General features: G+C 65.7%; 14 protein-coding genes. 7 read left to right on the plus strand and 7 right to left on the minus strand.

The window, feature by feature from the left end; genetic code table 11:
• Positions 1 to 5: 5 nt before the first annotated feature.
• Positions 6 to 2,423, minus strand: coding sequence for an ABC transporter permease (locus VGQ44_21130; protein HEV8449341.1), 2,418 nt, complete (start codon positions 2,421 to 2,423; stop codon positions 6 to 8).
• A gap of 32 nt (positions 2,424 to 2,455) precedes the next feature.
• Entirely contained in the window at positions 2,456 to 3,448 is a 993-nt protein-coding gene (locus tag VGQ44_21135; protein HEV8449342.1) for a helix-turn-helix domain-containing protein, read from the minus strand.
• 179 nt (positions 3,449 to 3,627) lie between these two features.
• On the opposite strand from VGQ44_21135, the gene VGQ44_21140 reads away from it, so the two are divergent.
• Complete coding sequence (locus tag VGQ44_21140; GenBank protein ID HEV8449343.1) at positions 3,628 to 4,647, plus strand: glycosyltransferase family 2 protein; 1,020 nt, start codon at positions 3,628 to 3,630, stop codon at positions 4,645 to 4,647.
• Here VGQ44_21140 and VGQ44_21145 read toward each other — a convergent pair.
• Together VGQ44_21145 and VGQ44_21150 are read right to left on the minus strand one after the other, a co-directional pair.
• Positions 4,631 to 5,845, minus strand: coding sequence for an FAD-dependent oxidoreductase (locus VGQ44_21145; GenBank protein HEV8449344.1), 1,215 nt, complete (start codon positions 5,843 to 5,845; stop codon positions 4,631 to 4,633). The genes VGQ44_21140 and VGQ44_21145 overlap by 17 nt on opposite strands.
• Positions 5,846 to 5,857: 12 nt before the next feature.
• The gene (locus VGQ44_21150) at positions 5,858 to 6,265 is read right to left on the minus strand and encodes an FdtA/QdtA family cupin domain-containing protein (GenBank protein HEV8449345.1); all 408 of its coding nucleotides are present in this window, start codon (positions 6,263 to 6,265) and stop codon (positions 5,858 to 5,860) included.
• A 311-nt stretch (positions 6,266 to 6,576) separates the two neighbouring features.
• Between VGQ44_21150 and VGQ44_21155 the strand changes: the two genes are divergently transcribed.
• Positions 6,577 to 6,897, plus strand: coding sequence for a C-type lectin domain-containing protein (locus VGQ44_21155; protein HEV8449346.1), 321 nt, complete (start codon positions 6,577 to 6,579; stop codon positions 6,895 to 6,897).
• A 175-nt stretch (positions 6,898 to 7,072) separates the two neighbouring features.
• Here VGQ44_21155 and VGQ44_21160 read toward each other — a convergent pair whose 3' ends face one another.
• Positions 7,073 to 7,633 (minus strand): DUF937 domain-containing protein, encoded by a 561-nt coding sequence (locus tag VGQ44_21160; protein HEV8449347.1) that lies wholly within the window; start codon positions 7,631 to 7,633, stop codon positions 7,073 to 7,075.
• A 97-nt stretch (positions 7,634 to 7,730) separates the two neighbouring features.
• On the opposite strand from VGQ44_21160, the gene VGQ44_21165 reads away from it, so the two are divergent.
• Positions 7,731 to 8,306, plus strand: a complete 576-nt coding sequence (locus VGQ44_21165) for a DUF2231 domain-containing protein (GenBank protein HEV8449348.1) — start codon at positions 7,731 to 7,733, stop codon at positions 8,304 to 8,306.
• A 63-nt stretch (positions 8,307 to 8,369) separates the two neighbouring features.
• Here VGQ44_21165 and VGQ44_21170 read toward each other — a convergent pair whose 3' ends face one another.
• On the minus strand, positions 8,370 to 10,793 hold the full coding sequence (locus VGQ44_21170; GenBank protein ID HEV8449349.1) for an ABC transporter permease: 2,424 nt from the start codon (positions 10,791 to 10,793) through the stop codon (positions 8,370 to 8,372).
• 271 nt (positions 10,794 to 11,064) lie between these two features.
• Between VGQ44_21170 and VGQ44_21175 the strand changes: the two genes are divergently transcribed.
• Positions 11,065 to 13,356: an ammonia-forming cytochrome c nitrite reductase subunit c552 gene (locus VGQ44_21175; protein HEV8449350.1), complete on the plus strand. Its 2,292-nt coding sequence runs from the start codon at positions 11,065 to 11,067 to the stop codon at positions 13,354 to 13,356.
• A 178-nt stretch (positions 13,357 to 13,534) separates the two neighbouring features.
• Positions 13,535 to 15,274 (plus strand): arylsulfatase, encoded by a 1,740-nt coding sequence (locus tag VGQ44_21180; protein HEV8449351.1) that lies wholly within the window; start codon positions 13,535 to 13,537, stop codon positions 15,272 to 15,274.
• An 83-nt stretch (positions 15,275 to 15,357) separates the two neighbouring features.
• Here VGQ44_21180 and VGQ44_21185 read toward each other — a convergent pair whose 3' ends face one another.
• The gene (locus tag VGQ44_21185) at positions 15,358 to 16,395 is read right to left on the minus strand and encodes an HAD family hydrolase (GenBank protein HEV8449352.1); all 1,038 of its coding nucleotides are present in this window, start codon (positions 16,393 to 16,395) and stop codon (positions 15,358 to 15,360) included.
• Positions 16,396 to 16,696: 301 nt separating this feature from the next.
• Here VGQ44_21185 and VGQ44_21190 point away from each other — a divergent pair, with 301 nt between their 5' ends.
• Together VGQ44_21190 and VGQ44_21195 are read left to right on the plus strand one after the other, a co-directional pair.
• The gene (locus VGQ44_21190) at positions 16,697 to 17,035 is read left to right on the plus strand and encodes a PadR family transcriptional regulator (protein ID HEV8449353.1); all 339 of its coding nucleotides are present in this window, start codon (positions 16,697 to 16,699) and stop codon (positions 17,033 to 17,035) included.
• Positions 17,035 to 19,132: ABC transporter permease (locus VGQ44_21195; GenBank protein HEV8449354.1), on the plus strand; the 2,098-nt coding region annotated here is incomplete at its 3' end. The genes VGQ44_21190 and VGQ44_21195, both read left to right, overlap by 1 nt.

Consider the following 19,132-nt stretch of genomic DNA (forward strand, 5'->3'; position numbering starts at 1 on the left):
CGTTCTTAGCCGCCGCGGAATACCGCGGCGGGATCCGCCTTCATCGCGGCTCGCGACGGGATGAAGCACGCCAGCGCCGCCGTCGCCAACAGGAGCGTCGCGACAGTCACGTAGGTGAGCAGGTCGGTCGGTGCCACATGAAAGAGCAGGGTGCCGACCAGGCGACTGCCCTCGAGCGCAATACCAAACCCAATCGCCAAACCGACCAGCACGAGCGTCAGGCCCTGTCGCATGACGAGGAGCAGAACGCGCTCCTGAGTCGATCCGAGCGCGAGCCGAATGGCGATCTCCGGCAGCCGATTCGCGACGCCGTACGCGATCACGCCGGCGAGTCCCGTCGCGCTGAGCACCAACGCGACGATCGCGAACGACATGAGCAGCGTCGTCGTCAAACGCGGCTCGGCGAGTTGTGCGCCGCGAACCTGCTCGAGGGTCTGCACCGACGAGACGGGCTGTTGTGGATCCACGTCGTGCACCGCGCCGCTGAGCGCTTTCGCGATCGGGGGTGTCGGGCCAGCCATGCGCAAGAACACGCGCAGATCGCCGACTCCTTGGCTCGCCAACGGGAGATACACCTCATCGGTGACGTCCTTCGCCAATCCGGCCGCGCGCACGTCGCCGACGACCCCGATGACCGAGAGCCAGTGGCGTCCGCTGTCCGGCGAGATTCGGCTGCCGACCGGATTCGCTCCGCTCCAATACTGCTTCGCCAGCCGCTGGCTGATGATGGCCGGCGGCGTGTTCGTATCCCGATCCGCCGCGCCGAACGTACGGCCGGCGAGCAGCGGCACGCCGATCGTCTTGAAGTAATCGCCACTCACCGCGGTCACGTCGCTGTGCGGCGTGCCGGCCGACGCGTTGGACCCTTCGATCTGAAACTTCACGTCCTGCGGCCGGTTGATCGTCAGCGGCAGCGCGCTCGCCATCGAGACCGATGACACACCGGGCAGCGCCTGCAGCCGGTCGATCAGCGCCGACGCGAAGTTCCGCTGGAGCGCGTTCGTGTTGTACTTCGTGAAGCTCAGCGTGAGGCGCGCGGTGAGGACGTTGTTCGTTTCCAGGCCGGCGTCGACGCGCTCGAGCGCGATGAGGCTCCGCCCGATCAGCGCCGCGCCGACGAGCGTCACGAACGCGATCGCGACCTGCGTCGCGACCAAGGCGCCGCGCAAGCGATGCTCGCCGCGCGACGCCATCGCGCCGGTGTTCCCCTGCCGCAACGCGTCGGCTGGACTTCGCCGCGCGGCGGCGTGCAAGAACGGCGTTCCGGCCACGACGACCGTGCTGACGAGACAGAGCACGAGCGCAAAGAGAAAAACCGCGGGGCTCATCGTGATCTCCGCGGCGCGCGGCGTGAAGTGCGTCGCCGTCGTTCTGAGCAGGCCGATTCCCGCGGCGGCGAGGCCGACGCCGAGCACCCCACCGGTCGCGGCGAGGTACAGATTCTCGAGCAGAATCTGACTGAACAGCCGGCCCTCGCCGGCACCGAGCGCCGAGCGGACCGCCATCTCTCGCGAACGGCGCAACTGCCGCGTCAGCCCGAGATTCGCAACGTTGGCGATCGCGGCCAGCAGCAAAAAGGCCGCCGTCGCGAGCAGCGTCAGCAAGATCGGCTTGGCGCGCGCCGTCATCTCGTCGCGCGCGAGCGTCGCGTCGTAGTGAAGCCGCTGTTGAGCCGGGTATGCCTCGGGGTGCGAGGCGTGATTGCGCGCGCCGAGCGTGGCGAGCTCCGATCGCGCGCGATCAAGCGACGCGCCCGGTTTGAGCACCGCGAACGCCCCCACCATCCGCATCCCGAAGTCGTTCATCATCATCGGCGCGGAGCGGAACGGACAGGCGCCGGCGGGCATGAACATCTGGTCGTTGTTGGGATAGCTCGGCATCGGCGGTAGAACACCGACCACCGTGTGAATCTTGTCGTTCATCGTGAACTTGGCGCCGATGACCGACGAGTCGCCGTGGAACTGCTCCATCCAGAACGAGTGCGTCAGCACGACGACGGGTGGAGCGCCCACCACCTCCTCCCCCGGGCGGAACGTGCGTCCGAGCATCGGCTTCACGCCGAGCATGTCGAAGAAGCGGTCGGAGACGACCCCCGTCTGCACGCGCAGGGGCTCGCCATACCCGTACAACTGAAAGGACATGCTGTGATACTCGGCGACACCGCTCATCGACTGAGTCGCCGCGTTCAGCGCCGCGACCTCGCGCATCGAGAATCCTTCGTCGGGCGATCGCGTCGACGGTTGCGTGAGATGGACGAACCGGTCGCCGACGCCGATCGGCAGGCGGCGAAGCAGGACTCCATCGACCATGCTGAAGATCGCCGTGCTCGCGCCGATCCCCAGGCCCAAGGTCAGCACCGCGGCAATCGAAAAGGCCGGCGCTTTGATCAGCGAGCGCAGAGCATATCGCGAATCGTCGAACATGTGCACTCCCTCCCCCGTCACAGACAGCGTGGTTACGTGAATGGTTTGTCCACGAGGTTGAAGCGGCTTCTATAGTCGCGCGGCAACACGCCGAATCGCCGCCCGAACGCCCGCCGAAAGGCATCGTCGCTCGCGTACCCAACCGAGCGCGCGACGGATTCCACCGTGGTTCGCCGCAGGGCCAAACGCCGGCACGCTTCGGTGAGACGCGCCTCTTCGACGAATGCGGCCGGCGTCTTCGAGAACCGCTCTCTGAATGCCCGCGTGAAATGCCGCACGCTCAGGCACGCCCGCGCGGCGAGCGCCTCGACCGAGAGATCGGTTCGAAGATGCGCCGGAATCCATGCCGCGAGATCGGCGAAGCGATCGGTCGCCTCGACTTGAAAGCGCAGCGGCTCCGAGTATTGATGCTGGCCCCCGGACCGCTTGAGGTAGACGACCATCTCGCGCGCCACCGCGAGCGCCCCCTCGGGGCCGATGTCGTCCTCGATCATCGCAAGCGCCATGTCGACGCCGGCCGTGACGCCGGCCGACGTGCAGAACTTGCCGTCCTTGAGATAGAGCGCATCGCTGTCGACGCGGAGCTTCGGGAACCGTCGCTGTACGTCGGCCGCGAACGACCAGTGCGTGGTCACGGCACGTCCGTCGAGAAGGCCGGTCGGTGCGAGTCCGTAGATCCCGGTGCAGACGCTGGCGATTCGCCGAATGCCCGGTGCGCGTGCCGAGATCCACGCGGCGGCTTCGTCGGCAAGCCCCGTCTTTCTCAGCCCGCTGCCGCCCGGGATGATGAGCGTGTCGAGGCGAACGTTGGACGGGACGACGTAGTGCGCGCGGAACTCGAGCCCCGACGCCGCGGCAAAGCGCTTGGCGCGAAGCCCGACGATGACGACTTCGTACGGCGGCTCGCCATCGACCGTGTACTCCGGCGACCGCAGCGCGTCCGACGTGAACGCGTCGGACGGCCCCACGAGATCGAGCGCCTGAATGCCCTCAAAGCCAAGAAAACCGATGCGGCGTGTCGGCATGGCCCAAACTACGCCCGGTCAGCGGATGGCCGAAAGGACAAGTTTCCGACGATTCAGGCCATCGACCTGGCCGCCGTCCGACCGGTTCAAGAACAGCAAAGCGTTCTGTATAGGGCACCAGACGAGATCGGGGCGCGCTCGCACCTCACCGCTGCCTTGTGGTCCCCATACCTTGAGCCATGCCGCCTCGCGTCAGCGTGTGCATTCCTACGTACAACGGCGCCGCGTTTCTCGCCGAAACGTTGGCCAGCGCCGTCGCGCAGACGTTCGAGGACTTCGAGGTTGTCGTCGTCGACGACTGCTCGACGGACGGGTCGGCCGAGATTGCCGAGGGGTTTGCGCGCTCCGACTCGCGCGTTCGAGTCATCCGAAACACCCAGCGCGCCGGATCGGGCGCCGCCAACGCCAGGATCTACGTCGCGCAATCACAGGGCGAGTGGATCAAGCCCCTCAACCAGGACGACCTCATGGCGCCGACGTGCCTTGCGCGCATGCTCGAGGCGTCGGCGCGAGGACCGCTGGTCGTCTGCTGGCACGCATGCATGTTCGAGGCGGATGTCAGCGCGCAGGTACGCGGATGGTACGCGGAGGGGCCGACGCTCGCCGGTGAGTTGCCCGGCGACTTCGCCGACGCCGACACCGTCTGCGCCGCCGTGTTGCGACGGCCGACGGAGAACTTCATCGGGCCAACGAGCTCAGGATTCATCCACCGCGGTTGCTTCGCGAAGCACGGATCGTTCGACCCCGCGTTTTCGTTCTTTCCCGACCTCGACTACTGGACTCGCGTCGGTACGCGCGAGGGAATGGCCATCGTCGCGGAACCCGCGCTCACCTTCCGCGTCCACAACGCGTCGATCAGCGCCGGGATACGCGGCGATCCGCGACGCGCATTTCGCATGAGTCTTCAGCAATTGCGGCGCAAGCTCCAGTTCGCGCGCCAGCCGGGCTTCGAGAACGTGCGTCGCGTCGCCGCCGGCCTTTCCCCCGCAATCGATCTCGAGGAGTGGCTGCGAACGTCCGCATTCGAGATTCGGTGGAACGCCATTGAGACGCGCTACCGAAAGCGCGATCCCTGGCCGCTCGAGCAGTGGGACGCGCTCGTCGCGGCGGAGCCCGAACTGCAAAAAGTGTCTCGCGAGCTCGACGCCGCGCTGTCGCTCTCGTCCCGCGTTCGTCAGTTCGTCAAGCGCAGATTCTGACCGCCACCTGCTCCGCCAGCCACGGCGCCATCGAATATTTGCCGGTGTCGACCGAGATGTAGCCGCGGTCTTCGGTCATCGTGAATTGATCTCGCCTGTGCAGCGCGCTCGCGCGATCGGCCAACGACCCTCGGCCGATCGCATACACCCAACCGGCGTGGACTTCGATCGACTCTGCCGACGCCTCGACTCGCGCCACGTCCGGGAAGAACCGCGACAGCGCGGCGAACGTCTCGGCCCGCACTCGAGCGAGTCGCTCGGCTGACGTCAGCGACTCCGTGAGTGGCGGCGCGAGCTCGCTCCCTTGGGCGAGCAGTCCGGCCTCGTACCACGAGAGGTACAACCGTCCGTCGCCGTACTGCTTGATGTCGCCAAACGGTCCCGTGCACACCGTCGCTCCTCGGATCGCCGACGGTTTCGCCTTGGCGTAGATCGCCGCGCGCAGGCGGTGCGACCAGGGCGCCGGCGGCGTGATCCCCATGGCGGCGTCCACTACGGGACGTCCTTCCCACAGCGCGTTCACGACTCTGTCGAAGCGACTGAGCTCGATGCCGTCGGGTTCGGACGTCACGTCGAAACGGCCATCGTCGCGGCGGCACACGGCGCGCACCTGAACGCCGGTATTCACCTCGATGAGCGGCTCGGCGCGCACCGCGGCGGCAATCGCGTCCGCCACCGCCACCGTCGAAACGGAGCGCTCCGGCACGCGGAACCCCGCAACGACTTGGTCCGACGCCGTCAGGTCGGCCAGTTCCGACCCCGACAGCCGGTGCACACGCGCCGACCGCAAATCGCGCAGGTATGTCTCGCCTTGGCCCGCCCGCGCCGCGTCGGCGATCATGTCGGCGATCGAATCCGCGTACTCGGCATACGCCTCCGCATCGACTACCGAGCGACGATGGATCATGTAGACGTCGTCATCGCTGGCCAGCGCGTCGAGTGAGCGTCCCGTCAACCGCTTCACCAACGCCTTGAACGCGAGCGCACCGGGAATGAGTCGCGCCGCGGTGTTGCGGGACGGATCGGCGGGATAGAGAAAGCCGAGGTGGATCTTCCCTTCGTTCCACCGGCTCGCGCGCTGCATGACATCGTGCGCGCGATCGACGAGCGTCACACGTTGCCCGCGCCGCGCGAGCTCCAGCGCCGTGCAGCAGCCGAGCATCCCGGCGCCCAGCACGGCGATGCGGCGATCACTCACGATCTCGGCACGTCAACGCGCCGTGCGTTCCGCACGCCGCAACGCCACGAACTCGTCCCAGTCGCGCAGATAGTCCGCGTCGTCGTGCGGCGAGTCCGTCAACACGAGACAGACGGCCGACGCCGTGAAATCATGCAACCGGAGCCAGTGCATCGGCGGAACATGGAGCGCTCGGCACGAATCCAAGAGCGCGTAGTCGGCGGAGTCGCAACCGTCCGATGCGTGGACACGAAACGATCCGGCGACGGGCACGATGAGCTGGCCCGTCCTGCGATGCGCGTGACCACCCCGCTCGCTCAGGACGGAGTGCAGAAAAAAAGCATTGCGGACCTCGAAGGGCACGACGTCGAGCGACGTCAGAATGCCCCGCGCGTCCTCGAATCGCGGTAGGTCGATCCACTCGAGTTGGTTGAGACTCATGACGGTTGCATCGCGGAAACTCGGTCGCCCACAAAGTTAAGCGGGCACGGCAGATGGTTTTTTCGAGCGCCTCGCCCCCGGCAAGCTCCAGGATGTCACCGATGAGTCTCTGGGTCTTTCGCCGCACCGAAACCCCTCCGGACGTCCGCGCGGTTGCCCCATCTTTGCCACTCGTGCTAGTAAGCGGCGCGTGCGGGATCGTTGAGGCCTGGGGTGGCCACGGCGAGGACCGTCTCGCGTGATGTCAGACTCAGCCCAACGAAACGCCCGACAACGCGCCTCGACCTTGAGCAGCACTGATGGAGGTACCCATGACTAGACTCTCAACTCTGCGCTTGATTGCCGGCTTTGTCACCTCGGTAGCGATCGGCGCATGCTATTCCTCTTCGGATCACCTGTACGGTGTCGCCTACGGCACGTACGAGCCGCCCCTCTCTCCCGTCGAAGTGATCCCGACGTCACCAGGCTTCAACTACGTCTGGGTTGGCGGACACTATCGCTGGACCAGCGACAGATACGTCTGGACGCCAGGATCTTGGGTCGTTCCGGCCCGTGGATACTCGGTGTGGGTGCCGGGCCGCTGGGATCACGACGGTCACGGCTGGTACTTCGTCAACGGCCACTGGCGCTAACAACTCCGCTAGGCTGACGATCTGGAGCTCGGAGTCATCGCACGCCGAGGCTCCGAGCTCCTTTTTTCCGTGCGTGTCGCCAAACGAGAACGCCGGAGGGGCGTTTGCCCGACCGGCGTTCTCATGACAACTCGAGTTGCTGCCCCCTACCCCGCCGCCCTCATCTCGATTCGACTCAAGCGCGCGGCGCCTCGGCGCCTCCTCCCGAAAGCAGCTTTCCAAGCACTCCCCCGATGTTCGGCGAATTTCGCTGAGCGTTCTGCGCCTCCTGATGCAGCGCGCCGGCGAGTTGTCCCGCGTCGATCTGCGAAACGTTCTGGTTGCCGAACTGGCGCCGCGCGAGCACGCCAAGGACGACGGGCGAAAGCATCAGCAGGAGTTTGCGAGCCTTGTCGGATTCGAGCCCGCTCGCCTGCTGTACGCTCTGTTCCACTGCGTCTCGGTGCTGGCCGAAGACTCGGGCGAGCAGCCCACCGGTGCTCGCGACATCGGCCGGCGGACCGGCTTGGAAAGCGCTCGAGACGTTTTCGGTGATGTTCGCGTGAGCCGACGCGGCCTGTTTGATGGCGTCGGCACCGGTTGGGCTCGACGCGTGCCGTGCCAGGCCGCCGACGATCATCGGCAGAGCGGCAGCGATCGCGGTTCGCGCGGCGTTGGGGTTGATTCCGAGTTGCTGACTGATCTGTCCGACCTGGTTGTCCCCGATGTACTGCTGTGCGTTGTCGAGCAGCGCCATTGTAGCCTCCGTTTTGTCCACGTGCTCATCTTCGATAGGCTGTTCGGCACAAACGATTGGACTGAAGTCCAATTTCTCCGACTCAGCTGTTGGACGGGTGAAGACGCATCGCAACGGCTATGGCACGTACCTCGCACAAGCGGCTCATGGACTGCAAGCCGACGCGACGGTAACGGAGCCCAACGCCATGGAAGCGCGTGTCAAATTCGCCGGCCATCCGGTGCACCAGATGCTAATCGTCTTCCCACTGGGCTTATTGTCGACGGCCGTGATTTTCGACGCGATTCACCTGGCGACCGGCAGCGTCACGGCGTCGATGTCCTCGTATTGGATGATTGCCGCCGGCGTAATCGGGGGTCTGTGCGCGGCCGTATTTGGAGTCGTCGATTGGTGGGCGATTCCGAAGGGCACGCGCGCGTACCGTCTTGGCCTGTTGCATGGAATCGGCAACGTCTGTGTCGTCGCGCTTTACGCCGTGAGTTGGTTTCTGCGTCGTCCTGACCCGGGTCATCCGTCGGCAACCGCGTTGATCACGATGCTCGTCGGCGCGATTCTCAGCCTTCTCACAGGGTGGCTTGGCGGTGAGCTGGTGGACCGCCTCGGCGTCGGTGTCGATGATGGAGCGAATCTCGATGCGCCGAGCTCGCTATCGAAAAAAACGGCGCGACTCTAGAGACTCACGACCCGGCGCCCTTAACACGGCGTACGAACTCACAAGTCGCGCGTTCCTTCGGGTCTATTCCGCTCGCAGCGCGACGACCGGATCGACCCTCGCCGCTCGGCGAGCCGGCACCACACACGCGATGACCGCCACCACCCAGAGTCCCGTCGCTGCCGCCCCAAAGGCGAGCGGATCGTACGGATTCATGCCGAGCAAGAACGATCGTATCAGCTGCGCGCCCCCGAGGGCGAGCGCGAGGCCGATCACGATGCCGATCGCGGCGACACGTACACCCTCACCTGCCATGAACCGCGCCACGCCGTTGGGCGTTGCACCCACGGCCACACGAATCCCGATCTCGCGAGTCCGCTGGCTCACCGCGTACGCGACGATTCCATAGACACCGATCGCCGCCAGCAAGAGTCCGATGATGCCCAAGGTCGCCGACACGACACCCGCGAGCCGCTGCGGCAGGAGCGCCACCGACGTGTACTGCTCGAACGTGGTGTTGTTCATGAGAGGCAGATCCGCATCGAGCGCGCGCAGCGTGGTTCGTCCCGCCGTCGCCGCGGCCGTGACGTCGCCGCGGATCAGCGCCGAAATCTCATCGACTTTCCCCTGCCCCATCGGCAAATACACCATGAACCGCGGCGACTCGGCGAGCGATCGCACCTTCGTGTCGGCACTGACGCCGACGATCGGATAGCCCTCGTTCGCACGACCGACGATCAGCTTGCGCCCGATCGCTTTCGACGGCGACCCGAACACTCGCCGCGCCAACTCGGCGCTCACGATCGCGAACGATTCACTGTTTGCGCGATCGTTGGTCGTGAACGCGCGCCCCGCGACGACCGGGATTCCCATCACCGTGAAGTAGTTGCTCGACACCGACGCAAAATCGGCGGTCCTGCGGTCGCGGTCCTCAGGCGTCACGCGGAACGCGATCGTCGAGTTTCCGGTGCCGAGCGGCGGCCGTGACGTGAATGCAACGGCTCGCACCCCGGGCTGCGCCAGGAGGGTCGTTTGCCATTGGTCGGCCAACTGGCGGCCGGCATCGAGTAAATAGTTGCGCATTCGGAGGTCCGTCGAGACGACACGCAAGTCCCGCATGTCGAATCCGGGATTCACGTTCAGCGCATTGCCGAGCGCCCGCGTGACGAGCGCGGCGTCGACGAGCAAGAGCAGTGTGAACGCGAGTTGCGCTGCGACGACGATGTTCCGTCCGCGTGACCGGCCCGACGCCGTGCGGCCTTCGGACTTGAGCATCGACATGACGCCGAGTCGCGTGCTGCGCAGCGCCGGGAGAAGCGCGAACAACACGCCGACGACGAGAGCCACGACCAGCGCGAACGCGATCACGCGTCCGTCCACGCGGATGTCGAACTCGATCGGCACTTCGATCGGCGGCTTGAACGCGACCATCGCGCGCGTCGCGATGATCGCGATGCCGATCGCGAGGACGCATCCCGCGAGGAACAGCACGACCGTTTCCGTCATCAGTTGACGCACGATGGTCGAGCGGGCGGCGCCGAGCGCGACGCGGACGGCCAGCTCGCGCTGTCGTTGGACGCCGCGAGCCATGATCACGCCGGCGAGGTTGCCGCACGCGACGAGCAGGATCAAGAGCGAGAAGCTCATGAGCAGCGCCATGAACACGGCGACGCCCTTTCGCGCTTCCGGCGGCATCCCGGAATACGAGAAGAGGTCGACACCGTGCCCCTTGATCACCTCGGGATGGTCCGCCTCGATCTGCTTCGCGATCGCTTCCAATTCTCGCTCGGCCGACTGCACGGTGGCACCGTCGGCGAGACGGCCCGTGAGCTGGAAGGAGTTGAAGTCGCGCGAGTCGAGGCGCAGATCGGGCTTCGTGACGTTCGACATCGCGATCGGCGTCCAGAGGTCCGGCTTGATGAAGGAGATGAACGACGCCATCTCGGGCCGCGCGACGCCGATGACGGTGAAGGCATGCCCGTTCACGCGAATCGGACGGCCGATCGCGCTCGAGTCGCCGCCGAGCCGCCGCTCCCAGAACGAGTGGCTGACGACCGCCACCGGGTGCGACCCGACGTCGGGGAAATTGTCTTCTTCAGGCAAGAAGAACCGCCCGAGCTCGGGCGTCGCTCCGAAGACCTTGAAGTAGTTGCCGCTGACGTTGAACCCGACGGCGAGGCCCGCGTCGCCGGTCGTCGCGACGCTCAACGGCGTGATGTCGGCCGCGGCGAGGTCGGTGAGCGAATGCGACCGGTCGCGCAAGTCCCTGTACTGCAGGAACGAGAACGAATGGAAGCCCGATCCGTCCGGGCTCGTTTCGTACGCGTAGACCAACCGGTCGGCGCGAGGCGCGGGGATGCCGCGCAGCAGCAGCCCCTCGACCATCGAGAAGATGGTGGTCGTCGCGCCGATTCCGATGCCGATCGAGACGATCGCGATCGCGGCATAGCTGGGAGAAAGTCGGAGTTGGCGGAGGGCGTATCGCAGGTCGCGAAGGAGGGCGTCCATCGGCTCGCTCCGTGTCGGAGTGGGTGGGTCACGGAGCCTACGGCGGTGATCCGGCTGAAGTTTCCGCGGTCGCGATCGAAGAGTCGCGCGCTCGGGAACGGGCTCCGCCCAAAGTCCAATGGTTCGTTTGCAGGGACAGGGGCGACCATCGATGGGTCTTCCGCCTCGAGCCGGTGTGCCGAAGAAGAGCTCTTCACGCCGCGTAGCGCCCGCGCAGAACAATCCGTCTCGTGGAACACGGGGACCACGACGCGCGACGACGCTTGGTGGGGTGGCTGTCGCGGTCCTGGTCGCTGTGGGCGCGACCGCGGGGTTGCGGGCGGTTCTCACGCACTCGCCGTTTTCCCGCACCGCCGCGACCACGGCAGCGGCGGTCTTCGTCGGCAGCGAGCGGTGCCGATCCTGTCACCGCCCCGAGAGCGATGCGTGGCGCGGTTCGCATCACAAGGCCGCGATGGCCGAGGCGACGGCGAAGACCGTGTTGGGCAGCTTTGCCGACGCCACCATCGAGTACGCCGGCATGACGAGCCGGTTCTTCAAGCGCGACGGGAAGTATTACGTGCGCACCGACGGCAGCGACGGGCGTCTCGCCGACTTCGAGATTCGTTACACCTTCGGCGTCTACCCGCTTCAGCAGTACCTGGTCGAGTTGCCGAACGGAGGCGGGCGCATTCAAGCCTTGCCGATCGCGTGGGACGCGCGGTCGAAAGCCGAGGGCGGCCAGCGCTGGTTCCACCTGAACGCCGACGAACGCGTGACGAGCACCGACGAGCTCCACTGGACACGCCCGTCGCACAATTGGAACTACATGTGCGCCGACTGTCACTCGACCGCGGTGCGCAAGAACTACGACGCCGTCGCCGATCGATTCACGACGCAGTGGTCGGAAGTCAGCGTGGGGTGTGAAGCATGTCACGGTCCGGGCTCGCGTCACGTATCGTGGGCGACCGCGGGGGGGGGCGCGTCACGATCCGATTCGACCTACGGGCTGGTCAACTTGCTCAACGAGCGCCGCGACGTCCGATGGTCCGTGAGCTCGGCGACGGGCAACGCGATCCGCTCGCATCCGCGGTCCAGCGAGCGCGAAATCCAAACCTGCGCGCAGTGTCATTCGCGCCGCGCCCAAATCGCCGACGGCTACACGGCCGGAAAGCCCTACTACGACTATTACCGCCCCGCGTTGTTGGAATCGCCGCTCTACTACGCGGACGGTCAGCAGCGCGGAGAAGTGTACGAGTGGGGGTCGTTCCTGCAGAGCAAGATGTACGCGCACGGCGTGACCTGCAGCGATTGCCATGATCCGCATGGCGGCGGCTTACGCAATGCGTCCCACGATCGCCCCAGCGGCGTGTGTGCGAACTGCCACTTGGCCACGAAGTACGAAACCCCTGAGCACCAGCATCACCCCGCGGCAGCCGGCGTGACGTGCGTGTCGTGTCACATGCCGACGACCACGTACATGACCGTTGACGCCCGGCGCGATCACAGTTTGCGAATACCGCGCCCCGAGCTTACGACGCGGCTCGGCACGCCCAACGCGTGCAGTACCTGTCACTCCTCGCGCCGCGCAGACTGGGCGGCCCAGCAAGTTGCGTCGTGGCGCAACGGCGATACCGTGTTCCGCGGCCATCAGCGGTTCGCCGATGCGCTCACCGCTTCTGAACGCGGGGAGAGCGGTGCGCAGGCGTTGTTGCGCGCCCTCGTCGCCGACACGTCACAGCCGGCGATCGCGCGAGCGACCGCGGCCTCCGACTTGGCCTCCCCGGACGATCGCGCGACGCTCATGGCGGTGGCGACGGCACTCGACGCACCGAATCCGCTGCTGCGGCTCGGCGCGATGAGATCGCTGCTCATGTTCCCCCCCGCCCGGCGAGCGCAGCTCGTCGCCCCACTGTTGTCCGACTCGATGCGAGCGGTGCGCATCGACGCGGCGGGAATGCACCCTGGCAAAGCGTTCGTGACCGATGACAGCCAGCGGTCGGCGCTCGAGCAGGCGGCCAACGAATTCGTCGCCTCACAGCGCTACGACGCGGACAGAGCGGAAGGCCGGACCCGTCTCGGTACATACCTGGCCGTGCAAGGCGATCTGGCGGGCGCCGGTTCCGAGCTGCTCGACGCGATCAAACGCGATCCTTTTTTCATCCCGGCGTACGCCAACCTCGCCGACGTCTATCGCGCGCAGGGGCCGGCGCACGACGCGGATGCCGAGCAGATTCTGCGACGGGGGTTGTCGCTCGGACCGCAGAATGCCCCTTTGCACTACGCCCTTGGCCTCACCCTCGTGCGCCTCGGTCAAAAAAAGGCCGCGGTGGCCGAGTTCGAGCGCGCCACGACGCTCGCTCCAACCGACGCGCGCTTTCTATATACGTATGCCGTTGCGCTGTACTCGGCGGGTAACGTGAACGCGTCGCTGAAGATGCTCGAGAGACTTCTCGCAACGGACGAGAACAATCGCGACGCGCTCGGCGCGCTGGCGAGCTATCTCAAAGAGCAAGGTCATCCCGAGCTCGCAACGACATACGAGAACCGACTCCGTGCGCTGGAGCTCCAGGATCCGCGGTAAGAGCGATCACAAAGAAATGCGTACGAGCCCTTCGTCGCATTAGTGGAGAACCCGTAGGCCGGGACCACCGGCTTGGATTCTGCCCCCACGAGGTTGGTCGGCCCGACGACAACGCAGTCGATCGCCGAGCGTCATGGCAGTTCTAAGCAGCAACCTCACGCTGAGGGGGAGGACCATCGTGCAAATACATCCATTCGGGCGCAACCGTGGCCGGAGAACGCGGCACGCCGCCTGTCTGGGCGCGGCGCTGTTCGTCACGGCGCTTCCGGCGCTCGCCGGTGCGCAATCATCTCACAAGCCCAACATCTTGTTCATCATGGGCGACGACATCGGCTGGATGCAACCGAGCATCTACCATCGCGGCCTGATGGTTGGTGAGACGCCCAACATCGACAAGATCGGCAACGAAGGCGCGATCTACATGGACTACCTCGCCATGCAGAGCTGCACTTCGGGCCGCAACGCGTTTTTCACCGGCATGTATCCGCTGCGCACCGGGATGATCCCGCCGCAGCTGCCGGGTAGTCCTTCGTACCTACGTCCCGGCACGCCGGCGCTCGCCGTCTTTTTGCGCGATCTCGGATACACTACGGGCGAGTTTGGCAAGAATCACCTCGGCGATCACACCGAGGCGTTGCCGACAGCGCACGGTTTTCAAGAGTACTGGGGCTATCTCTACCACCTCGACGCGATGCAGGGCGTGAGCTTCCCCGACATCAACTCTGCCCCGAACAGACAGGCCGTCGCGCCGCCGTGTAAGAACACGCCGATTCCCGGCGTCCCGGAAGTGGCGGGCGCGGTGGATCCGAAAACGACCATTTGTCTCACGCCGCCGCGCAACGTTCTCTACTGCAAGTCCGCCGACGGCACCGTGGCAAACCAGATGTGCCACGACGAGGGACCGCTGACGCTCGACCGCTCCAAGACCGTCGACGAAGAGATATCGTCGCACGTCGTGGACTTCCTCGACCGAAACGATCCCAAGAAGACCGGTAAGCCGTTTTTCGTGTGGTACAACCCGGCGCGCATGCATGTCACGACCGTGCTGTCCGACAAATACCAGGCGATGGTCGGCACGCGCGGCGGTAAGGACTGGGGCGTCAACGAAGCCGGCATGAAGCAGCTGGACGACAACATCGGGGTCGTGCTCAAGAAGCTCGACGACATGGGTCAGGCCGGTAACACGATCGTCGTCTTCACGACCGACAACGGCGCCGAGCAGATCAGCTTCCCGGACGGCGGGATCACTCCCTTCAAGGGACAAAAAGGCGAAGCGTGGGAAGGCGGCTACCGCGCGCCGATGGTCGTTCGTTGGCCCGGCGTCATCAAACCGGGCACGGTGAAGAATCAGATGTTCGCCGCGCTCGACTGGGTACCGACGCTCGTGCACGCGGCCGGCGGCCCGAAGAACAACGAGCTGCGGTCTGAGATCGAACAGGGCAAATACCCCGGCATCGTCAAGACGACCCTCGACGGCTTCGATCAGTACGATTACCTGACCGGCGCCTGCGACCAGTCGGCTCGCGATCACTTCTTCTACTTCTCAGGCTCGACGCCGTCGGCTGTGCGCTACAAGAATTGGAAGATGTACTACACGATGTCGCAGCCGGGACCTGCCGGGTGGATCATGCCGCTGATCCCGTTCCACTTCACGCTCGTGCAGAACATCAAGCGCGACCCGTTCGAGCAGAACGTCGGCGTCGACCAGAAGTCGGCGATGAGCCTCGGCGGCGCCCTGGGCGGCCCGTTGACCGCGTTCCAGTACGACTGGAACATGCTTCCCATCGGCCAGCAACTGTGGCTCAAGGAGCTGATGACGTACAAGGATTTCCCGCCGCTGCAGCAGCCCGAGGCCTACAACCTCGACGGCATCATTGCCGAGGTGAAGAAAGCGGCGCACAACAACCCGAGTGAGTAGCTGACGTCGTCGCGAATCCCTGATAGACAGCACAGTCAAAGCGCCCACGCGTTGGAATGAAATCCAGTGCGTGGGCGCCTCGCTCATTTCTGCTTCTTCGCGACCTCCCCTCCCGCGAAGATCCGATTCCAATCGCTCTTCATGCTGACCACCACCCAGCCCTTCTTCATCGCTTCGTCGTACAAAGCCTGAGTGAACGTTCCCACCTTGGTCGCCGGCAAGCCGTTCGCCGGACCGTAGGCGTACTCCCGCTGCGCGTCGTCGTGCAACACGAGCATAGCGAGCCGAGCGCCACTCACTGCTGTCGTGTACTCGAGCATCTGCCGGTCGCCGTCCGAGTTGCCGAACGCCGCGTTCGGTCTTCGGCCGATCATGAGGTGGATGCCTTCCGGCTTGCCGGCTTTGTCGTCGTTCAGAAAGAGCTTCGGCTCCTTCGTGAGCACCGGCTTCCCGGCCGCGTCGTAGCCGTACTTGATTCCGGCGGCCGTGCCGACGACCTGTTCCGGCGGTATGCCGTAGACTTCTCGCGCATACACCCGGACGAAGTCCTGTCCGCCGCCGGTCACGATGTACATCTTGAATCCGTTGGCGCGAAGGTACGTGAGGAGCTCGAGCATCGGCGCGTACGCGAGATCGACGTAGCGCTTCTTCCACCGCCCATCGGTCGCCGTGTCGATCCACCGCTTGGCGTCGGCCCGGAACTGTTCGACACTCATGCCCGTGAGCGTCGCCATGAGAATTTTCTCGAGATCGGACATCGTCAGCTTCGCGATCGCGTCGCGCTTTCCTGAGAGCACGGTCTTGAATGGCTCGACGTCCGCCAGCTCGGGCCGCGCCCTGACGACCGCGGGCACGCGATCCAGACAATAGATCACCTGCGTGTACATCGGCTGCTCGACCCAGAGCGTGCCGTCTTGGTCGAACGTGGCGATCCGCTCCTCAGGCGCAACGTACGTCGCGCTTCCTTGCGTCGTCGTGGCATTCACGAAATCGACGATGGCCTTCTTCGCGGCCCCTTCGTTCCACGAAGTCAGCGGATCGGTCTGCGCAGGGAGCGCGGATGCTCCAACGCCGCCCGCGACCATCGCCGCGAGCACGATTGCTCTGAGAATGACTCGCACGGCTCAGCCTCTCGGTGGGGCAAGCCGTACCCTAAGTGCTCAGAGCGAAACCGCGAGATTGGACGAAGGTACGCCTACAACTCGGCGAGCCGGCCTCGACCGATCAACCTTCCACGCAACGCCCATTCCTGACGCTACCGCCTGTCGCCGACGCTTACAGTCTCGCCCCGCTCCCAAATCCCGTTTAATGCGCACCGCGCCGTCACGTTCTCCTTTTTAATGCGCACCGCGCCGTCACGTTCTCCTTGACAGCCAAGGAGAGCCACCCTACTCTCTCCTGGCCTACCTAGGAGAACATCCAGTGTCGCCCGTGGAGCTCCTCCCCGGCACCCTCGACTTGCTGATTCTCAAAGCCCTCTCCCTCGGCCCGCAGCACGGCTACGGGGTCCTCCTCCGCATTGGTCAGATCTCGGCCGGGCATCTTCCGGTGCAACAGGGCACGCTCTACCCCGCCCTCTACCGTCTCGAGGATCGCGGCCTGCTCGCCACCGAGTGGGGCACGTCGGAGAACAACCGCCGCGCAAAGTTCTATTCGCTCACGACCGCGGGCCGCAAACAACTCCGCGACGAACGCTCGAGCTGGGAGCAAATCGTCGCCGGCATGACAGCGGCGCTCAAAGCCACGCCGGAGTCTTTGTGATGAACCCATTCAGCCGCGCGCGCGTCCTGCTCCGCCGGGCGTTCAATCGCTCGGCGGTGGAACGCGAGATGGACGCCGAATTTCGCAGTCACCTCGCGCATCGTGCCGACGACCTCGAGCGTCGCGGAATGTCGCGTGACGCCGCCGAGCGAGCGGCGCGCGTCGAATTCGGCGGCATCGAAGCGCAGAAGGATGCCGCGCGTGATGCTCGAAGGTTGGGCATGCTCGGCGAGCTTCGCGCCAACATCGCGTTCGCCGCGCGCGGCGTCGGCCACCACCCGATTCAGTCGCTCATCGTCGTCGTTACGCTGTCGCTCGGACTCGGCATCAGCGCCGTGGTTTTTTCGGTGATGAACGCGCTCGCATTCCGCGCGCGCGTCGACCACAATGCGGCGTCGTTCGTACGCATCTACGCATCGTACCGCACCGATACCACCGGCCCCTCGTTCGCCGGCCCGGTTCCGCTGCGGGACTTTCTCGCGTTCGAGCGCGCGATGCGCACGCTCTCACCCCCCACGGGCTGGCAGTTCGTGCAGCTGTCGCTCTCCGACGGAGCGCACCCAACATCGGGAGCACTCGTCACCTGCACGTTTTTCGACGTGTACGGACCGGTACGCCCGATCGTGGGACGCGTGCTTCAACGCGACGACTGCGACTCGCGAGCGCCGGTGGCGGTGATTGGCGAGGCGCTGTGGCGATCGAACTTTGGCGCCGACTCGCAGATCGTCGGCCGGGTTTTGCCGATCAACGGACAGACCATCCGCGTCGTTGGAGTTGCGCCGACGTTCAGCAGTGCGTCCACCAGCGATCAAATCTGGCTGCCCTACACCCTTCGGGGCCGGCTCCATCTTGGGACCGACGACCCGGCCTCTCCGAGCGCGATATCGCTGTTTCTCGATGGCCGACTCGCCGCCGGCGCGACGCTCGGCGACGTCGCGGTCGAAGCGCGCGTGATCGCCGCACAACAGGATCAGCTCACGCCGGGCCGGCGCACCGCCGTCGTCGCGACGGACGGCTCGATCATCTCACAGCCCGGGAACGGCATGGTCGTTGGCGGCACCGTCGCGGTGGTCTTCATCGCGCTCGCCTGTCTCGCGCTCGTCGCGTGCGCGAGCGTCGTCTCGATTCTCCTCGCCATCGCCCACACCCGTCGAACGGAGATGGCGCTCCGCATGGCGCTCGGCGCAGGCGCTCCGCGGCTGGCGGCGATGCTCGGCACCGAGTCGCTGCTGCTCGCCAGTGTCGCGGGGGTGTTCGCGTCCGCGCTCACTTTCAGGCTGCCGCGTGTGCTGATGGAGTGGCTCGTCCAGCGGCCCGTGAATTTTTCCCTGTCGCCCGATTGGCACGTCTTCGCGTTTCTGATGATCACGACGCTGTTGGCCGCGTTCGTTGCGGCCAACGCCCCAATCCGCGCCGTGCTCTCACTCGACTTGAATTCGACACTGCGCCGCGTGCCCGATCGGACACACGGCCGAATGAAGCGCGGGAACGCGCTCATGGCCGCGGAGATCGGCGGAGCGACGGCGCTCCTCGTCGCGACGATCGCGCTCACTCGGCTGCCCGCGCGGATCAACGACTCACCGCCGCGGTTCGACGCGCGGCACGTGTTGGCGACGACTCTGCGCGCGCCGCAACCGGTGGGAGGTTGGCAAAGCTTTCATGACGGCCTTGGCCGGGCGTTAGCGACTGTGCCGGGCGTTCGCGGTGTCGCGTTCGCCAACGCCTCACCGGCGGGCGACGAAGGAACCGGTGTGCTCGAGGTGACGACCGCCGAGAAGAATCGCCGCCGAATGCCGTGGGCCGAAGTGTCGCCCGACTACTTCGACGTCTTTGGTGTTCGCGTCGAACGCGGGCACGCGTTCAGCGCCACGGATGCCGCCTGCGCGGCGCCGGTGTGCCCCGCCGTGCTCTCTCGCGAAGCTGCACGAGAGCTGTGGCGCGGCGTCGATCCACTCGGCAAGCGCCTCACGGTGGATGCGACCCATTCGCTCGAGGTCGTCGGCATCGCCTCTGACGCGTCGAGCGAAATCGCCGAGGCGGCACAGGCGCTGATGCTCTACACGCCGTGGCGCCCAAACGCACGGTTGTATCAACCGT

Source organism: Gemmatimonadaceae bacterium (assembly GCA_036003045.1).
Lineage (GTDB): Bacteria > Gemmatimonadota > Gemmatimonadetes > Gemmatimonadales > Gemmatimonadaceae > JAQBQB01.